The sequence below is a fragment of the Janthinobacterium sp. UMAB-56 genome, from assembly GCF_900095265.1.
Taxonomy (GTDB): Bacteria; Pseudomonadota; Gammaproteobacteria; order Burkholderiales; family Burkholderiaceae_D; genus Janthinobacterium.
Window position 1 is genome coordinate 158294 of the sequence record NZ_LT607659.1, and the last position, 17299, is coordinate 175592.

Below are 17299 nucleotides of genomic sequence, written 5' to 3' on the forward strand. Positions count from 1 at the left end.
CGACCGAACATACTTATTAGGAGTTTTTCCAATGCTGAGCCTGCATACCAACAATGCGTCGCTGTCCGCGCAAAATTCGATTGCTAAAACGCAATCGCAACTGTCCACCTCGATGACCCGCTTGAGCACAGGCTACCGCATCAATTCAGCCATGGATGACGCGGCCGGCCTGCAGATCGCCACGCGCTTGAAAGCCCAGACCAGCGGCATGACCGTTGCCATGAGCAACACCCAAAACAGCACCTCGATGCTGCAAACGGCTGAAGGCGCGTTTGGCGAAGTCACCAACATGCTGATCCGCATGAAGGACCTGGCCACCCAAGCTGCCGATGCCTCGTCGAACGTGGACGACAAAAAGGCCATGCAGGCAGAATTCGATGCCCTAGGCTCGGAACTGGCCAACGTCATGACCAACACCACCTTCGGCGGCAGCTTGTTGCTGGGCGATGGCACGGGCGCCACCGGCACGCTGTCGTCGGCCATGACCTTCCAGATCGGCGCGAGCTCGACGGAAAAAATGTCGATCGACGTCACCGCCGGCATGACCGGCCTGGCAGCTGCCCTGAAAGCCGTATCGGCCAGCTTCTCCACCGCCGGCGCCGCCGGTACGGAATTGACGGCAGCGGCCAACGCCGCCATCGGCAACCTGACCACCGCCATCGACAAGGTTGGCACCGTGCGCTCGGCCCTGGGCGCCGCCGCCAACCGCCTTGACCACATCAACAGCAACCTGTCGAACATCGCCACCAACACCAAGGCCGCGACCGGTCGCATCATGGACGTTGACTTCGCCACCGAAAGCTCGAACATGACGTCGTCGCAAATGCTGCTGCAAGCCGGCACCGCGATGCTGAAACAAAGCAACAGCATGTCCTCGATGGTCATGTCCCTGCTGCAATAATCGACTACGCTTCAAGAACAGCCCCGGCAAGCGATTGCCGGGGCTTTTTTCATGGCCATACGCGATTATGAAAAATTTCCATACAGCATTTAATAAGCCGGCAGATCTGGTCGTCTTGTACTATTGAGGGCAAGAAACGTTGCCCCTCGACGAATTAACCTTACAGGAGCAACACCATGCTGAGCCTTCACACCAATAACGCATCGCTGTCCGCACAGAACTCGATTGCCAAGACCCAATCGCAGCTGTCGACCTCGATGACACGCCTGAGCACCGGATACCGCATCAACTCCGCCATGGATGACGCTGCCGGCCTGCAGATCGCCACGCGCCTGAAAGCCCAGACCAGCGGCATGACCGTTGCCATGAGCAACACGCAAAACAGCACCTCGATGCTGCAAACTGCTGAAGGCGCGTTTGGCGAAGTCACCAACATGCTGGTACGCATGAAGGATCTGGCCACCCAAGCTGCCGATGCCTCGTCGAACGCACAAGACAAGACCGCCATGCAGGCAGAGTACAACGCCCTGGGCCAGGAACTGTACAACGTCATGACCAACACCACTTTCGGCGGCAGCTTGCTGATGGGTAATGGCACAGGCACCACCGGCACGCTGTCGGCCGCCATGACCTTCCAGATCGGCGCGAGCTCGACGGAAAACATGACGATCGACGTCAAGACCAACATGGTCACCCTGTCGGCATCGCTACTGGCCGCGACGAAGAACTTCGCCGCCGCTGCCTCGACCGGCGCGTCGGAACTGACCACCACCGCCAACGCCACCATCGACCTGCTGGCCACGGCCATCAACGACGTGGGTACCGTACGCTCGGCCCTGGGCGCTGCCGCCAACCGCCTCGACCACATCAACAGCAACCTGTCGAACATCGCCACCAACACCAAGGCCGCGACCGGCCGCATCATGGACGTCGATTTCGCCACCGAAAGCTCGAACATGACGTCGTCGCAAATGCTGCTGCAAGCCGGCACCGCGATGCTGAAACAAAGCAATAGTATGTCCTCGATGGTCATGTCCTTGTTGCAATAATTTTCTTCCTGTAGTTTCCGCTGGTACCGGCCAGCAAGAAAGCCAGGCCGCGCGTCTGGCTTTCTTACACCCATCGCATTCCATTAAATAATTTCCACACGGCATTTAACGTTTACCTCCAAGTGGTCGCCTGTTTTGCTTGAGGACGAAAAATACTACCGTCCTGCAATGCATTTACCACAGGAGTTACCATATGCTGAGCCTACACACCAACAACGCATCGCTGTCCGCACAGAACTCGATCGCCAAGACCCAATCGCAACTGTCGACCTCAATGACACGCTTGTCCACCGGCTACCGCATCAACTCAGCCATGGACGACGCCGCTGGCCTGCAGATCGCCACGCGCCTGAAAGCGCAGACCAGCGGCATGACCGTTGCCATGAGCAACACGCAAAACAGCACCTCGATGCTGCAAACGGCCGAAGGCGCGTTTGGCGAAGTCACTAACATGCTGGTACGCATGAAGGATCTGGCTACGCAAGCGGCCGATGCTTCGTCGAACGGCCAGGACAAGACCGCCATGCAAGCCGAATACGACGCGCTGGGCCTGGAACTGTACAACGTCATGACCAACACCACCTTTGGTGGCCAGACCCTGCTGGGCGACGGCACCGCCGGTAAGGGTACGCTGTCGGATGCGATGACCTTCCAGATCGGCGCAAGCTCGATGGAAAAAATGAGCATCAACGTATCCACTGACATGGGCGCGCTGAACACCAAGCTGATGGCGCTGTCGGCCAACAACTTCAAGGCCAGCACCGCAGGCGTGGGCACCGAACTGACTGCCGCCGGTACCGCCAATACCACCATCGACAAACTGGCAGCTGCCATCGACAACGTCGGTACCGTGCGTTCCGCTCTGGGCGCCGCCGCCAACCGTCTCGACCACATCAACAGCAACCTGTCGAACATCGCCACCAACACCAAGGCCGCTACCGGCCGTATCATGGACGTCGATTTCGCTACCGAAAGCTCGAACATGACCTCGTCGCAAATGCTGCTGCAAGCCGGCACCGCGATGCTGAAACAAAGCAACAGCATGTCCTCGATGGTCATGTCCTTGCTGCAATAATCTTTGCCTGGCCGCTTGCGGCCAGCAACGCCAAGCCAGGCTGCGGTCTGGCTTTTTTTATGTGCGAAACATATTAATTTGACTATATTGCCTTTCGATTTAACAATGCTGGCGCCACAGTCGCCTATACAAGATAGACCCGTTTCACCCTCACCGCCCACCGGAGCCGCCACGTGCTGAGCATTCACACCAATATCGCCGCACTGTACGCACAACGCGCGATGGGATGGGCACATAGCCAGTTATCCACATCGATGCAGCGCCTCTCCACCGGCGTTCGCATCAACTCGGCCATGGACGACGCGGCTGGCCTGCAAATCGCCACGCGCCTCATTGCCCAGGTGAGCGGCATGACGGTGGCCATGCGCAATACGCAGAACAGCACCTCGATGCTGCAGACGGCCGAAGGCGCGTTTGGCGAAGTGACCAGCATGCTGGTACGCATGAAAGACCTGGCCACGCAGGCGGCCGACGCTTCGGCCAACCAGACCGACCGCGATGCCATGCAATCCGAGTACGATGCGCTGGGGCTGGAGCTATACAACGTCATGACGAATACCACCTACGGCGGCAGCTTGTTGCTGGGCAACGGTGGCGCAGGCAAGGGCACGCTGTCGGAGGCGATGACGTTCCAGATCGGCGCCAGCAGCAGCGAAACCATGAAGTTCGACGTGTCAGGCAAGATGGGCGGCCTGGACACGGTACTCAAAGCCATTTCGGCCAACTTTGCGCCAGGCGCCACGGCCGGCAGCGAAATCGGCACGAATGGCAGCGCCAACAACATGATCGACCAACTGGCAGCGGCGCTCGACCAGGTCGGCGGCGTGCGCTCGGCCCTGGGCGCGGCGGCCAACCGCCTCGACCATGTGCACAACAACCTGGCCAATATGGTCACCAATACCAAGGCCGCCATCGGCCGCATCATGGATGTCGATTACGCGGCGGAAAGCGCCAACATGGTGTCAGCACAAATGTTGCTGCAGGCCAGCACGGCGATGCTCAAGCAAAGCCAGAGCATGCAGAAAATGATACTGTCACTGTTGCAGCCATGACGGCTGATACAGACTGATTCACCAGCTCGTATAGACTCTCTTCCGGACATAGTGGCATGGCGATAGACCGCATCTCATCGGGCAATCCGGTACCCCTGATTACCCAGCGTTTCGACGTCAGCCCCGCGACGCCGATGGTGCCCGGCGTGGTGCAGCCGCTGGTGCCCATCGGGCCCTATATGGCGCCTGCACCCGATGCGGGCACCCTGCCGGCACAACTGCAACAGGGCCAGGACAGCCTGGCGTCCCTCATCAAGCCCAATGCCGATGGCACGGGCGGTGCCATGCCGCGCGACAGCAGCGCCATGCAAGTCAATCAGCTGTTCTTCACGCGCCAGCTGGTCTGGCAGCCGCCCGACGCGGCGCAACTGGCCGCCTCGTGGCGCGTGATGGTCAAAACCTACGGCGAGCAATACGCGGCCCTGCAGGAACAGGCGCGCGGCCAGCACGTGCCGGGCAATCTGTTCATGGCCGAGCAGCAACCAGCCCTGCTGCGCGAAGGCGCCCGTCCGCCTCTGACGGTCGACAGCGAAGCGTGGCGCTTTGCCGTGTATGGCTGGGGCGGCCAACGCCTGCTGCTGCGCGTGCTGGCCAGCGACGAGGAGGAAGATGCAGCGCCCAGGCGGCGCGGCAAGGTGGCGCTGCGCGTCGAACTGATCATCATCGGCATCGGCCGGGTGGTGATCCAGATGGAACCGTCCGGCGACGGCGTGCTGCTGGAGCTGGCGGCCGACGAGGAAGCAGCACTGCGGCATTTGCGCCTGGCCCTGCCCGAGATCGCCGACGCCGTGCGCCGCGCCGGCCTGCGCGTGCTGCGCTGCCGCCTGAATCGCCAGTTGCATGCGCAGCGCGTGCACGGCAATTACCCGATGCAGGCGGGCGCCGCCTCGCTGTCGCTGGCCCTGTTCCGCGCCATGGCCGAAGTGGCGTTGCTGTTGACGCAGCCGGAAGCGGAAGCGGCGAGCAATCCAAATGCGCCTGCGGCACCTGTGGCAGAAGACGAAGAAGAGACCGTCGTCGCCTCGAAGGAAGTGGCTGCGCCGCTCGGTTACGACTATGGCGACGAGGAAGACGCTGCACAAGGCAGCACCGTGCTGCTGCTGGCCGACGGCCAGGAGCATGACCTGCTGCCCCCCATCGACGAGCAGGATTGAGGCAGCATAAAAAACGGCGCACGCAGCGCCGTTTTTGCTGATACTCCCCTTGTTGCAGCGTTTACCCCACCGTACCGATGATACTCACTTCGCGGTTTTCCGGAATTTCGTTGTACGACAGCACATGCAGGCCAGGCGCGAACAGGCGCGCGTAGCGGGCCAGCAGCGGACGGATTTGCGGCAGCACCAGCAATAGCGGCGGCGTGGCCTGCTGCTTCATCTGCTCGCGCGCCACCGGCATGTTCACCTGCAATTGCGACAGCAGATGCGGGTCGATCGGATAGTTATCCAGGGTGACCTTGCCAGACTGGCGTGCCTGGTTCAGGGAACCGAGCAACATGTTTTCCAGCTCGCCGCCCAGGTTAAACGCCTGCATTTCCATCTTTTGACCAAACAGGCCGCTGACGATCTGGCGCCGCAGCGCGCAGCGCACTTCGGCCGCCAGCAAAATTGGGTCCTTGGTCGTTTCCGAACTGTCGAGCAATGTGGTGGCGATGGGCACGATATCTTTCAGCGACACATTTTCCGCCAGCAAGACGCGGAACACGCGCAGCAGCTGCGTGTGCGTCAGCGCCTTGTCCAGCGCGCCGGCCAGCTTGGGCGACAGGGCTGTCAGGCGCTCCATCATGTTCGACACGTCTTCATGGCGGAACAGTTCCGGCAGGTATTCGCGCACCATTTTCGACAAATGCGTGGCGATCACGCTGGGCGCCTCGATGACCTGGTAACCGAGGCCCAGCGCATGCGCCTTTTCGCTCGGTTCGATCCAGGTGACGGGCATGCCGTAGGCAGGCTCGATGCCGGGAATGCCATCGAGCTGGCCATACACGTTCGGCGACGGGATCGCCATCAGCCGGTCGGCCTGCACCTCCGCCTGCGCCACCACCGTGCCCGACAGCACGATGGCATACTGCGACGGCTTCAGGGCCAGGTCGTCGCGCACGCCGATATTCGGCAGCAGCAAGCCCATCGCTTCGGACAGGCTCTGGCGCACGCCCTTGACGCGCTTGTTTAACGGTTCGCCTTGCGTTTTATCCACCATGCCGACCAGCTTGTAGCCGAGCATCACCATCAGCGGCTGCACGGCGGGCAATTGCTGCCATTCCAGCTCGGCAGGCTTGTCATCGCGCAGGGCCGCCTGGATGGCCGCCATGCCGGCCGCATCTGGCCCCTTCACGCGCTTGGTCAGGCGCCAGGCGACAAAAGCCAGCACACCCGCGAAGGTCATGAACATGAACCATGGCATGCCCGGAATCAGCGCCAGCGCCACCATCATGCCGGCGGCGCTGTAGATCACCGTTGGCGAGGTCAGCACCTGGCCTGCCACCTGCTGCTCGAAGTCGCCCGAATCGCTGATACGGGTGACCAGGATGGCGGCTGCAGCCGACAGCAGCAGTGCCGGAATTTGCGCCACCAGACCATCGCCGATGGTCAGCAGCGCGTATTGACGGAAAGAATCGCCGAAAGACAAGTCGTGCATCAGCGAGCCGATGGCCACGCCGCCCACCATATTGATGATCAAAATGAGGATACTGGCGACGGCATCGCCGCGCACGAATTTCGACGCGCCGTCCATGGCGCCATAGAAATCCGCCTCGGCTGCCACATCCTTGCGGCGCAGCTGGGCTTTTTCCTGGTTGATCAGGCCGGCGTTCAGGTCGGCGTCGATCGCCATCTGCTTGCCCGGCAAGGCGTCAAGGGTGAAACGCGCGGACACTTCCGAGATGCGCTCGGCACCCTTGGTGACGACGGCGAAGTTGATGATCATCAAGATCACGAAGACGACGATACCGACGACGAAGTTACCGCCGATCACCACGTTACCGAAAGCCTCGATCACCTTACCGGCCGCGTCCGCGCCCGTATGGCCGTGCAGCAGCACCACGCGCGTGGACGCCACGTTGAGGGTCAACCTGAGCATGGTGGTAGCCAGGATCACCGTCGGGAAGACAGAGAAATCGAGCGGCCGCTTGGCCGACACGCTGACGAGGATGACGATCAGTGCCAGCACGATATTGAAAGTGAACAAGATATCGAGCAGCACCGGCGGCAGCGGCAGGATGATCATTGCCAGGATCACCAGCAGGAACAGCGGCGTGGCGAACTTGTGGCGGCGCATTTCAGCAACCACTCGGTTCAGGAAATTCATGAAGGTACTACCTCGCTCAAATGAGATGGCACGACCACCTCGGTGGGAAATGGGGGCTGGGCGGCACGCTGCCCAGTACGGAATGCTTTCAGCTGGAGTATGTAGTTGAGCACCTGCGACACGGCCTGATACAGCTGCACGGGAATCTGCTGCTGCACCTGGCTGGTGTTGTAGATGGCGCGCGCCAGAGGCGGCAACTCCAGCGTTTCGATATGGTATTCCTTCGCCACTTGCCGGATATACAGCGCCATTTCGTCGACGCCCTTGGCAACGACAAACGGCGCCTCGGCGCGGTCCTGGTCATACTTCAGCGCGACGGCGTAATGCTCGGGATTGACGATCACCACGTCGGCGTCGGGCACCGTCTTGCGCACGCTGCGCCGGCCGATCTGCTGCTGCAACTGGCGGATGCGCTGACGCACTTCGGGGCGCCCTTCGCTGCTTTTATGTTCTTCCTTGACATCCTGCTTGCTCATGCGCTGGTTGCGGGCAAAGAAAAACGCCTGTGCCGGCACATCGATGATGGCAAACAGGACGAAGACGGAAATGAGTGCCATCAAGCCATCGAGCATCAAGGCCGAGCCATCGAGCATGGCTTGCTGCAGCGGCCGGTGCTGCAGGTCCACGTACTGCGTCAGGCTGGAGCGGCTCACATGCACCAGCACCATGCCCAGCACGACGGCCTTGGCAATGGACAAGCCGAATTCAAAACCATGCTTGGGCGCAAACAGACGACCCAGATTCTTGGCCGGGCTCAAGCGCTCCATCTTTGGCATCCAGTTCTTCGTGCTGATGACCCAGCCGCCCGGCACCAGCGAGCCCAGCACCACGAACAGGGGCACGCAAAACAGCGGCACGATCATCTTGATCAGCAAGCCCACCGACGTGGTGAACGCCATCGACATGGCATTCTCCAGCGCGCCCTTGCTGTCGAGCGGCATGAAGGCCATGGCGAACAGTTCGCGAAAACTTTGCAGGTAGCCAGGCAGCAGGTAAATGAAGACTTTCATGCTGATCAGGATGCCCAGCGCCGTCGACAGGTCGCGCGAACGCACCACCTGCCCTTCCTGGCGCGACTTCTTCAGCTTCTGCGCTGAAGCCTTTTCTGTCTTGTCGCCAGTGCTGTTATCCGCCATGGGCCACCCGCATCTGTTCGGTGAGCATGTCCAGCACGCGATTCGTCATGGCGATATAGTGTTCCGGAATAAAGCGCACGATCTGCGCCAGCATTACCAGCCCGAACATGGTGATCATGGAAAAGCCCAGCGAAAACAGATTCAGCGACGGCGCCACGCGGTTCAGGAAGCCAAAGCCCAGTTGCACCACCATGGTGGAAAAAACGATGGGCAAGGCCAGCAGCAAGGCGGCGGCGAAAATCCACGCCACGTTATAGGCCACCGTCTGCAGCAGCAGCGGCCCGTAGCCCTGCCCCACTGGCCAGGCCGTGAAACTGGCGCCAATCACGCCCGTCAACACAAGGTGGCCGTCGATGGCGAAAAACACGATCATGCACATGATGGTGAGTAAACCCGTGATCACGTCCGACGAAGTGCCATTGAGCGGGTCGTTCATGACGGCCATGGAAAAGCCCACCTGGCTCGATACCAGGTAACCGAGCACCGACATGACCGACATGGCGAAGTGGAAGGCCAGGCCCAGGATGAAGCCGATGATGGCCTGCTCCAGCGTGGCGACGACGGCGTGCAGCGAAAACGGATCGATTTTCAGCAATTCGTGCGAGGCGCCCGACGCTTGCATCACGGGCAGCATCAGGATCGCCAGCACCAGCGACAGCAGCACCCGCACGGGGACGGGCACCATGGCGTCACCGATCACAGGCGAGGCGCTGAGCATGGCCAGGATGCGGCAGAACGGCCACCACACGGCCAGCAGAAACGGCAGCACCTGATTGAAAATCTGATCCATGGGCGCGCGGCGCTATCCGACCAGGGTGGCGGCGCGCTGAAAAATGGACACGCAATAATCCATCAGGTATCCGGCCATCCAGCGTCCCGCCAGGATCAGCGCCAGCAGGGTGACCAGCAGACGCGGCAGGAAACTCATGGTCTGTTCATTGATCGAGGTGGCCGCCTGCACCAGCGCGACCAGCAGGCCCATGAGCAAACCCGGCACGACCAGAATCACCACCAGCAGCATCACGACATGCAGCGCTTCGATGATCAGGTCGACGGCGACTTCAGGGGTAAACATCGGTCAATAGCCCTGTATGCTGGTAACTAAGGTGTTGACGGTCAGGGTCCAGCCATCGACCAGCACGAACAGCAACAGCTTGAACGGCAGCGAAATGACCAGCGGCGACAGCATCATCATGCCCATGGCCATCAGCACGGACGCCACCACCAGATCGATGATGAGGAACGGGATGAACAGCATGCAGCCGATCTGGAACGCCGTCTTGAGTTCAGACAAGACAAACGCGGCCAGCTTGACCGTGAAGCTATGGTCTTGCGGACGCATGGTCGACGGTTCGCCGGCCAGGTGCGCGATCTGCGCCAGCGCAGCCTTGCTCGTCTGGGCCAGCATGAAGCGCGAAATCGGCACTTCGGCGATCTTCAAAGCTTCCTGCATGCCGATCTGGTCGCGGTCGTAAGGCATGAACGCTTCCTTCCACACCTGGTCGCCGATGGGACGCATGACCAGCAGGGTGAGAATCAGGGCGATGCCGGTGACGATGCGGTTGGGCAAGCCCTGCTGCAAGCCCAGGGCCTGGCGCAGCAGGGACAGCACGATGACGAAGCGGGTAAAGCTGGTCATCATCATGACCATTACGGGCAACAGCCCGAGCAGGGTCATGACGACGAGGATCTGCATCTTCACCGACAGGTCGGTCTTCGCGCCCGGCACCACACCGGACAATAAATCCTGCGCCCCGGCAGCACTACAGCACAGCATCAGAACGGGAACAGCCAGCGCGGCAACCAGCGCGCCGCGGCGCCGGCTCAAACCGGGTACCGCCAGCTTCATGCTGTCATCAGGTCGAGATTGAGGCCGTCGAGGTCGATGACTTTCAGGCCATAGTTCTCGCCGGCCACCACCACTTCGGCACGGCCGATCGGCGTGCCGTTGACCTTGATCACCAGCGGTTCGCCGGCCAGCATGTCGAGTTCGATCACGCTTTCCGGCCCGATGGCCATCAATTCTTCCAGCGAAATACGGGCCGAGCCCACTTCCAGGGTCAGGGTCACGGGAATCTTGCGCATCATCTGCGGAATGTCGCGTCGCGCACGCGTGCTGGCCACGTCGGACACATCGCCCTGGTCGATGATCATGTCATCACCCAGGTCTTCCAGCAGGGTTTCGCTCTGGTTGCTATCGGTCATATTCATATTATTCGACATCTTCAAAGGAGGTTAAACAGAGCTTGCCCTTGTGTTCGGAAACAGCAGCTGTAAATAGACGGGAGTCGTCGAGCATGACGTCGGTGCGGCTCAGGCTGACGGGAATGACGTCGCCCACGCGCAGGTCGAACAAGGCGCCCAGTTGCACCTGCTTGCTGACCAGTCGGCCTTCCAGAGTCACTTGCAGGCGCGAAGCGAGAGGACGCACGCTGCCACGCAAGGCTTTCTTCGCTTGTGCGCGCTCAGGCAGCAGGCCGCGCAGCACGTCAGCCATCAGGCGCTTGTCCAGCGAGAACCAGAACTGACCGCTCTGTCCGGCTTCGACGTCGCTCAGCGCCACGGTGACGATCCAGCTGCCGCGCACCGGGTGCACGCCAGTCTGCACGGCAACCTCGGCACTGCTGTCGAGCTCGCTGCTCTTGCCCAAGGTTTGCAGGTTCTTGTGGACGCGGGTGAGCAAACTGTTTACCAACTGTTGTCCCAGCACCACAGCGAGACGCTCCTCCGTGGCCGTCACGCGCACCTGCGCCGGATCGGGCAGCGCGCCCTTGGCGCCGGCACTGCCGTAACGATAGTTCAGTACGCTCAAGAGTATCTGCCGTTCGAGCGCAAAGCCCGTCTGGCCGGCCGGCGTGGAAAAACTCAACCAGCGATTCACGCTGTCCTCGTTTTCCACGCGCGACAAGGTCACGCCATCGATCTGGAAATTGCCCCAGTAGCGACGACTCATAGGCTGGCGCAGGGCCACGGCCAGGTCGTCGCGCAGCTGGGCGCCGAAGACATGCAGCAAGTGGACAGGACGTCCAAGCAGACAGGAATCGAGGACTTGATGGCGCACAGTTTGATCTGTCTTAGTGGTTATCATGAGGGTCATGTCGTATTGCGGTGTGGCAGAACAAATTATACGGATCGCCCGGAATTAAATACAGCATCATCTTTACCTGCTTTACAAGTGCGCAAGCAAACGATTGCGTATCGTATCGCATGCTGGATGACTACGGTGCTGAACAATACATGAAAAAGCCAAATATTGCCATGTATCAATATTCCTTGAGGCAATTCTCTCTTTACTTTATAGTTGCTGCGAGGTAAGCTTATAGCGATGAAATAGTGATTTGCAGTGCGCCATTCCGCTTACCTGATTCCGGTTTTTATGGCAGTTTCCAGTTCCGTTTATTGCCACCAGAAGAAACTTTTATCAGATAATTATTAGTTGTCATGGCCATGTAAATCATATCGGCGCGAGTCTGCCGGGTTTGTTTGAATCTGCTCAAGCGGGTGGTGTGGCAACTGATAAAACTGATGGGCCTTGTAAATCGGGCCGGACAAGATGGCATTCGATGGAATGCCTGCCGGGATGGCAACACCAGTAATTTCTGATTGATACGTCACCGCATATTGAAAGTAGAGGGTACGATGAGCAACGAACTCGCAGGTCTGATCAAGGCCGATCTGGCAGCACTGAGCAATGACGCGCACGCCCTGGGCGCCAGCATCGCGCCCGCCGCCCAGTTCGGCGCACCGGAACAATCCGGTTTTTCTTTTGCGCAAAGCATGAAAGACGCCATCGGCAAGGTCAATGGCGACGACCGCATGGCCGCACAAAAAATGAGCGACGTCGACAGCGGCAAGAGCGACGACATGGTCGGCGCCATGCTGGCCAGCCAGGAAGCAAGCCTGTCCTTTTCCATGTTGATGCAAGTGCGCAACAAGGTCATGGGCGCCGTCGACGAACTCATCAAACTGCCTCTGTAATCTTCACGTCCTGATCCACGCCCAGCCTCCCAGCGAAAGTTACCCCAAGTGATTACCACCATGAAGTCCGCATTTGCGCGCTGGCGCCCTGGCGCCCAGCCCGCCATTCCGCCCGCCCTGCTGAAAAACCTGGTTCCCATCGTCGTGCTGGCCATCGGCATCACCGCCATGGTGACCATGTATGCATGGCGCGACCAGGCCAGCTACAAGCCGGTGTTTGGCGCGCGCGAAAAAGTGGCCGTGACGGACATGATGGCCACCCTGGACGCCGAGCACATTCCCTACCGTTTGCATCCGGACAGCGGCCAGGTGCTGGTGCCCGACGCCATGCTGGGCAAGGTGCGCATGCTGCTCGCCTCGAAGGGTGTGACGGCGCAACTGCCGGCCGGTCTGGAGCTGATGGACAAGAATGACCCGCTGGGCGTGTCCCAGTTCGTGCAGGACGTGCGCTTCCGCCGCGGCCTGGAAGGCGAGCTGGCGCAAAGCATCATGACGATGGACGCGATCGCTTCGGCGCGCGTCCATCTGTCGATTGCCAAGTCGACTTCGTTTGTCGCCAGCGACGGCGACAAATCGTCCGCCTCCGTGGTGGTGGCCTTGAAACCGGGCCGCACCCTGGCGCCGGAGCAGATCGCCGCCGTCATCAACATGGTGGCCGGCAGCGTCGCCAGCCTGGCGCCAACGCGCGTGAGCCTGGTCGATCAGGGCGGCAACCTGCTGTCTTCGCACATCGACCTGACGGACGGCTTCGATGCCTCGGCTGCCAGCAATGAAGGCGCGAAACGTTTCCAGGATGAGATCCGCCGCAACATCACGGGCCTCCTGGGTCCTGTCATCGGCGAAGACAACTTCAAGCTCAGCGTGACGGCCGCCGTGAACAACGACCGCGTGGACGAAACGCTGGAAAAATACGGCGAAGCCCCGAAAGTGACGAGCGAAGCGATGCGTGAAGAGCAGGAACGCAACCGCACCGTGGCCGGCATCCCGGGCAGCCTGTCGAACCGTCCGCCAGCGGCCGCCGTGCCGGCACCGGCCGATGCCAATGGCGCCGCGCCTGCCGATGGCGCGCCCAAGCCTTCCGACGACGGCACGGCCCGCAAGAACGCCACCACGCGTCAGTACGCCTACGACCGCAGCATCACGCAGATCAAGCGTAGCCGTGGCCGCCTGGAAAAACTCAGCGTTGCCGTCGTCCTCAACAGCGCCGCCGCACCGAATCCAAAAACTGGCTGGACCCCTGCCGAACTGGGCAATATCGAAAAAATGCTGAGCAGCGGCCTGGGCATCAACGCCCAGCGCGGCGACAGCCTGAGCCTGACGGCGCTGGCCTTCCCTGCCAAGCCGCCCGTGGCGCAGTGGTGGGAAGAACGCGATACCGTCGTCGATTTCAGCGGCTGGCTGCTGTACGCCCTGGGCGCCGTGCTCGGCTACTTCCTGATCCTGCGTCCGCTGCTGCGCCTGCTGACCACGCGTTTGGCGCCGCCGCCGTTGAAACAGCTCGATCCTGCCCTGGCATTGGGCGGCAGCAACGCCGCCGGCGCCAATGGCGTGGCCGCTGCCGGCGCGCCAGCGCTGGGCCTGAATGGCGCCGCACTGGCGCTGGAAGGCGAGACCAGCGCAGGCAACATGCCGGTCGTGCCCCTGCTGGAAAACTATGACTTGCCGCCACCAGGCTCGGCGGTCGACGTGATGGTCGATCACCTGAAAGTGCTGGCTGAAAAAGAACCCGAGCGTGTCGCCGAAGTCGTCAAACAATGGATGCAGAAAAATGGCCGAACTCAACAACAATAATCCCTCCGACGGCGCCGAGTACGAAAGCGTCAGCCTGAATCCCGTGGAACAGGCCGCCATCGTGCTGCTGAGCATCGGCGAGGAGCAGGCTGCCAACGTGCTGCGCTGCCTGTCGCGTGAAGAATTGCTGGAAGTCACGCAAGTGATGTCGCGCATGAGCGGCATCAAGGTCGAATCCGTGAAAACGGCCATGCAGACCTTCTTCGACGACTACCGCCAGCAAAGCGGCGTGCACGGCGCCTCGCGCAGCTACCTGAAGCGCTCGCTGGACATGGCGCTGGGCAGCGATATCGCGAATAGCGTGCTGAACAACATTTACGGCGACGCCATCCGCCCCAAGATGGCGCGCCTGCAGTGGGCCTCGCCAAAGTGGCTGGCCGAATACATCGTCAACGAGCACGTGCAGATGCAAGCCGTGTTCCTGGCCTTTTTGCCGCCCGCGCTGGCCGGCCAGATCCTCGATGCCCTGCCCGTCGAAGGACGAGACCTGGTCTTGCTGAACCTGGCGCGCCTGGACGAGATCGACCGCGACCTGCTGGTCGAGCTCGACGAACTGGTGGGCCGCTGCCTGGGCACGCTCGACACGCAAAGCACCAGCGTGGAAGGCATCCGCCAGGCCGCCGAAATCCTCAACCGCATGCCGGGCAACCGCGCCGCGCTGGTCGAACTGCTGCGCGCGCACGACCCGGACGTCGTCTCGGAAATCGAACTGAGCATGTACGACTTCCTGATCCTGGCCACGCAGAGCGATGTCACGCTCACGCGCATCCTGGAAGACGTGCCGATGGAACAGTGGGCCATCGCCCTGAAGGGTGCGGAACCGTCAATACGCGACGCCGTGCTGAAGACCATGCCGCGCCGCCAGGCACAGAGCTTCGAAGACATGATGCGCCGTTCCGGCCCCGTGCCACTCTCCCGTATCGAACAGACGCGCCAGGAAATCATGGCGACCGTCAAGGGCCTCGCCGATGCGGGCGAGATCGAAGTGCAACTGTTTGCTGAAGCGGTGATCGAATGAAACACTTCCGCTCGTATCGTTTCCCCCCCCTGTCGCAATTCATCGCCGCCGGCCAGCGCGCCTCCAACGAGGATACGGACGGCCAGTGGCAGGCGTCCGTCTCGGAAGGTTTCGAGCAGGGTCAGCGCGACGGCTACGAAGTGGGCCTGGTGCAAGGCCAGCAGGACGGCTACGACTCCGGGCGCAGCGATGGCATCGTGCAGGGCCGCGAAGAAGGCCGCAATGAGACCCTGGTGGCGCTGGACCGCCTGGCGCGCCCTGTCGACGCCATCTTGCGCGACCTGAAAAAAGTGCGCGCCGATTACCGCGAAGCGCAGCGCAAGGAAGTGGTCGACCTGGTGGCCAAGGTGGCGCGCCAGGTGATCCGCGCCGAACTGGCGCTGCAACCGGTGCAACTGCTGGCCCTGGTCGACGAGACACTGGCCTCGATGCCGCCCACGCGCGAAGAAATCGACGTCTTCCTCAATCCGGAAGAATTGAAACGCATCAGCGAACTCGATCCGAAGCGCGCCAAGCGCTGGAACCTGATCGCCGACGCGCGCCTCGACGCAGGCGAATGCCGCATCAAGGCGGGCGACAATGAAGTCGACGCGGGTTGCCATCAGCGCCTGTCGGCCTGCATGGAACAGGTCAGCAGCCACCTGGCGCTGGCCGCCGAACACGCGGACCAGGGCACGCCTGCATGATCGCCGACACGCTGCGCAGCTTCGAGATCGGCGATATTCCGGTCGCGACGCCGACCGGCCGCCTGGTCGGCGCTTCCGGCCTGCTGCTGGAAAGCGCCGGCTGCCGTCTGCATACGGGCCAGCGTTGTCAAATCGAAACTGTGAGCGGCGAGTGGCTCGATGCGCAAGTCGTCGGCTTCCGCGAAAAACTCTCTTACCTGATGCCGTTCAAGAAAGCCACGGGCCTGACCACGGGCGCGCGCGTGCTGCCCCTGCCCGACAAGGCCAGCCTGCAAATCGGCCCGTCGTGGCTGGGCCGCATGGTGAATGGCCTGGGCGAACCGATTGATGACCTGGGCCGCCTCGGTGGCGAACACATCCTGGAAGTCACGCCGCCGAAAATCAATCCCCTGAAGAAACAACCGGTGATCGAGCCGCTGGACGTGGGCGTGCGCGCCATCAACAGCATGCTGACCCTGGGCAAGGGCCAGCGCGTGGGGCTGATGGCCGGTTCCGGCGTAGGAAAAAGCGTGCTGCTGGGCCTGATCACGCGCCAGACGGTGGCCGATGTCGTCGTCGTCGGCCTGATCGGCGAGCGGGGCCGCGAAGTGCGCGAATTCGTCGAAAAGTCGCTGGGCGCCGAAGGCTTGAAAAAGGCCGTGCTGGTGATCGCGCCGGCCGACGAGTCGCCCTTGATGCGCATCATGGCCACCGAACTGTGCCATTCGATTGCCGCCCACTACCGCGACCAGGGCAAGCACGTGCTGCTGCTGGTCGACTCGCTGACGCGCTATGCCATGGCCTTGCGCGAAGTGGCGCTGGCCCTGGGCGAGCCGCCGGCCACGCGCGGCTATCCGCCATCCGTGTTTTCGAACCTGCCACAACTGGTGGAAAGCGCCGGCAATGGCGCCCACCTTGACGGCAGCATGAGTGCCATCTACACGGTGCTGGCCGAAGGCGACGACCAGCAAGACCCCGTGGTCGACACGGCGCGGGCGATTCTTGACGGCCATATCGTGCTCACGCGCGAACTGGCCGAGCGGGGCCACTACCCCGCCATCGACATTGCCGCCTCGATCAGCCGCTGCATGGCGCAGGTGATCACCCCCGAACACATGCAGGCGGCGCGCGCACTGAAGGCCTCGATGGCGCGCCATGCGCGCGTGCGCGACCTGATCCCGCTGGGCGCCTACGTGCCCGGCGCCGACCCGATTACCGACCGTGCCGTGCAATTGCACACACCCATCGAAGCCTTCCTGTGCCAGGGCACCAAGGAAGAGGCGCCGATGGGGCCGTGCATCGCCCAACTTGAACAGATCATGGCCTAGGAG

General features: G+C 61.6%; 17 protein-coding genes. 10 read left to right on the top strand and 7 right to left on the bottom strand.

Translation table 11 applies throughout. The features are described from left to right. Positions 1–31 precede the first annotated feature (31 nt). The 5 genes from K0F85_RS17270 (at position 32) to K0F85_RS17290 (ending at position 5231) form a co-directional block, all read left to right on the top strand. Positions 32–901 (top strand): flagellin, encoded by an 870-nt coding sequence (locus tag K0F85_RS17270; RefSeq protein WP_219117201.1) that lies wholly within the window; start codon positions 32–34, stop codon positions 899–901. 176 nt (positions 902–1077) lie between these two features. Beyond that, complete coding sequence (locus K0F85_RS17275; RefSeq protein ID WP_219117202.1) at positions 1078–1950, top strand: flagellin; 873 nt, start codon at positions 1078–1080, stop codon at positions 1948–1950. A 193-nt stretch (positions 1951–2143) separates the two neighbouring features. After that, positions 2144–3025, top strand: a complete 882-nt coding sequence (locus K0F85_RS17280) for a flagellin (RefSeq protein ID WP_219117203.1) — start codon at positions 2144–2146, stop codon at positions 3023–3025. Between the two features lie 173 nt (positions 3026–3198). Further along, positions 3199–4077: a flagellin gene (locus K0F85_RS17285; RefSeq protein WP_219117204.1), complete on the top strand. Its 879-nt coding sequence runs from the start codon at positions 3199–3201 to the stop codon at positions 4075–4077. Between the two features lie 56 nt (positions 4078–4133). Continuing rightward, entirely contained in the window at positions 4134–5231 is a 1098-nt protein-coding gene (locus K0F85_RS17290) for a hypothetical protein (protein ID WP_219117205.1), read from the top strand. A 61-nt stretch (positions 5232–5292) separates the two neighbouring features. Here K0F85_RS17290 and K0F85_RS17295 read toward each other — a convergent pair whose 3' ends face one another. The 7 genes from K0F85_RS17295 to K0F85_RS17325 are packed head-to-tail and all read right to left on the bottom strand — an operon-like array spanning position 5293 to position 11577. Then, complete coding sequence (locus K0F85_RS17295; RefSeq protein WP_219117206.1) at positions 5293–7380, bottom strand: flagellar biosynthesis protein FlhA; 2088 nt, start codon at positions 7378–7380, stop codon at positions 5293–5295. Next, positions 7377–8516, bottom strand: coding sequence for a flagellar biosynthesis protein FlhB (locus K0F85_RS17300; RefSeq protein ID WP_219117207.1), 1140 nt, complete (start codon positions 8514–8516; stop codon positions 7377–7379). The genes K0F85_RS17295 and K0F85_RS17300 overlap by 4 nt, the downstream gene beginning before the upstream one ends. Continuing rightward, positions 8506–9306 (bottom strand): flagellar biosynthetic protein FliR, encoded by an 801-nt coding sequence (locus tag K0F85_RS17305; protein WP_219117208.1) that lies wholly within the window; start codon positions 9304–9306, stop codon positions 8506–8508. The genes K0F85_RS17300 and K0F85_RS17305 overlap by 11 nt, the downstream gene beginning before the upstream one ends. Positions 9307–9318: 12 nt before the next feature. Next, positions 9319–9591: a flagellar biosynthetic protein FliQ gene (locus K0F85_RS17310; RefSeq protein ID WP_034757874.1), complete on the bottom strand. Its 273-nt coding sequence runs from the start codon at positions 9589–9591 to the stop codon at positions 9319–9321. Between the two features lie 3 nt (positions 9592–9594). After that, positions 9595–10365 carry a flagellar type III secretion system pore protein FliP gene (gene fliP, locus K0F85_RS17315; RefSeq protein ID WP_219117209.1) on the bottom strand — a complete coding sequence of 257 codons (771 nt, stop codon included), beginning with the start codon at positions 10363–10365 and terminating at the stop codon, positions 9595–9597. Beyond that, entirely contained in the window at positions 10362–10727 is a 366-nt protein-coding gene (locus K0F85_RS17320; protein ID WP_219117210.1) for a FliM/FliN family flagellar motor switch protein, read from the bottom strand. Before K0F85_RS17320 ends, fliP begins: the two co-directional genes overlap by 4 nt. A 1-nt stretch (position 10728) precedes the next feature. Then, positions 10729–11577 carry a FliM/FliN family flagellar motor switch protein gene (locus tag K0F85_RS17325; protein ID WP_306985179.1) on the bottom strand — a complete coding sequence of 283 codons (849 nt, stop codon included), beginning with the start codon at positions 11575–11577 and terminating at the stop codon, positions 10729–10731. Between the two features lie 578 nt (positions 11578–12155). Here K0F85_RS17325 and K0F85_RS17330 point away from each other — a divergent pair. The 5 genes from K0F85_RS17330 to fliI are packed head-to-tail and all read left to right on the top strand — an operon-like array spanning position 12156 to position 17296. After that, entirely contained in the window at positions 12156–12494 is a 339-nt protein-coding gene (locus K0F85_RS17330) for a flagellar hook-basal body complex protein FliE (RefSeq protein ID WP_096235044.1), read from the top strand. A 60-nt stretch (positions 12495–12554) separates the two neighbouring features. Next, positions 12555–14285: a flagellar basal-body MS-ring/collar protein FliF gene (fliF, locus tag K0F85_RS17335; protein ID WP_219117212.1), complete on the top strand. Its 1731-nt coding sequence runs from the start codon at positions 12555–12557 to the stop codon at positions 14283–14285. Next, on the top strand, positions 14263–15303 hold the full coding sequence (locus K0F85_RS17340) for a flagellar motor switch protein FliG (RefSeq protein WP_035818015.1): 1041 nt from the start codon (positions 14263–14265) through the stop codon (positions 15301–15303). Before fliF ends, K0F85_RS17340 begins: the two co-directional genes overlap by 23 nt. Beyond that, on the top strand, positions 15300–15989 hold the full coding sequence (gene fliH / locus K0F85_RS17345) for a flagellar assembly protein FliH (RefSeq protein WP_219117213.1): 690 nt from the start codon (positions 15300–15302) through the stop codon (positions 15987–15989). Before K0F85_RS17340 ends, fliH begins: the two co-directional genes overlap by 4 nt. Further along, on the top strand, positions 15986–17296 hold the full coding sequence (gene fliI, locus K0F85_RS17350; RefSeq protein ID WP_219117214.1) for a flagellar protein export ATPase FliI: 1311 nt from the start codon (positions 15986–15988) through the stop codon (positions 17294–17296). Before fliH ends, fliI begins: the two co-directional genes overlap by 4 nt. The last annotated feature ends 3 nt before the right edge of the window (positions 17297–17299 follow it).

Coding starts and splice junctions, on each gene's coding strand:
- K0F85_RS17280 (WP_219117203.1), top strand. CDS start 2,144: ATGCTGAGCCTACACACCAACAACGCATCGCTGTCCGCACAGAACTCG.
- fliH (WP_219117213.1), top strand. CDS start 15,300: ATGAAACACTTCCGCTCGTATCGTTTCCCCCCCCTGTCGCAATTCATC.
- K0F85_RS17310 (WP_034757874.1), bottom strand. CDS start 9,591: ATGTTTACCCCTGAAGTCGCCGTCGACCTGATCATCGAAGCGCTGCAT.
- K0F85_RS17300 (WP_219117207.1), bottom strand. CDS start 8,516: ATGGCGGATAACAGCACTGGCGACAAGACAGAAAAGGCTTCAGCGCAG.
- fliP (WP_219117209.1), bottom strand. CDS start 10,365: ATGAAGCTGGCGGTACCCGGTTTGAGCCGGCGCCGCGGCGCGCTGGTT.
- K0F85_RS17270 (WP_219117201.1), top strand. CDS start 32: ATGCTGAGCCTGCATACCAACAATGCGTCGCTGTCCGCGCAAAATTCG.
- K0F85_RS17305 (WP_219117208.1), bottom strand. CDS start 9,306: ATGGATCAGATTTTCAATCAGGTGCTGCCGTTTCTGCTGGCCGTGTGG.
- K0F85_RS17290 (WP_219117205.1), top strand. CDS start 4,134: ATGGCGATAGACCGCATCTCATCGGGCAATCCGGTACCCCTGATTACC.
- fliF (WP_219117212.1), top strand. CDS start 12,555: ATGAAGTCCGCATTTGCGCGCTGGCGCCCTGGCGCCCAGCCCGCCATT.
- K0F85_RS17330 (WP_096235044.1), top strand. CDS start 12,156: ATGAGCAACGAACTCGCAGGTCTGATCAAGGCCGATCTGGCAGCACTG.
- K0F85_RS17275 (WP_219117202.1), top strand. CDS start 1,078: ATGCTGAGCCTTCACACCAATAACGCATCGCTGTCCGCACAGAACTCG.
- fliI (WP_219117214.1), top strand. CDS start 15,986: ATGATCGCCGACACGCTGCGCAGCTTCGAGATCGGCGATATTCCGGTC.
- K0F85_RS17320 (WP_219117210.1), bottom strand. CDS start 10,727: ATGAATATGACCGATAGCAACCAGAGCGAAACCCTGCTGGAAGACCTG.
- K0F85_RS17340 (WP_035818015.1), top strand. CDS start 14,263: ATGGCCGAACTCAACAACAATAATCCCTCCGACGGCGCCGAGTACGAA.
- K0F85_RS17295 (WP_219117206.1), bottom strand. CDS start 7,380: ATGAATTTCCTGAACCGAGTGGTTGCTGAAATGCGCCGCCACAAGTTC.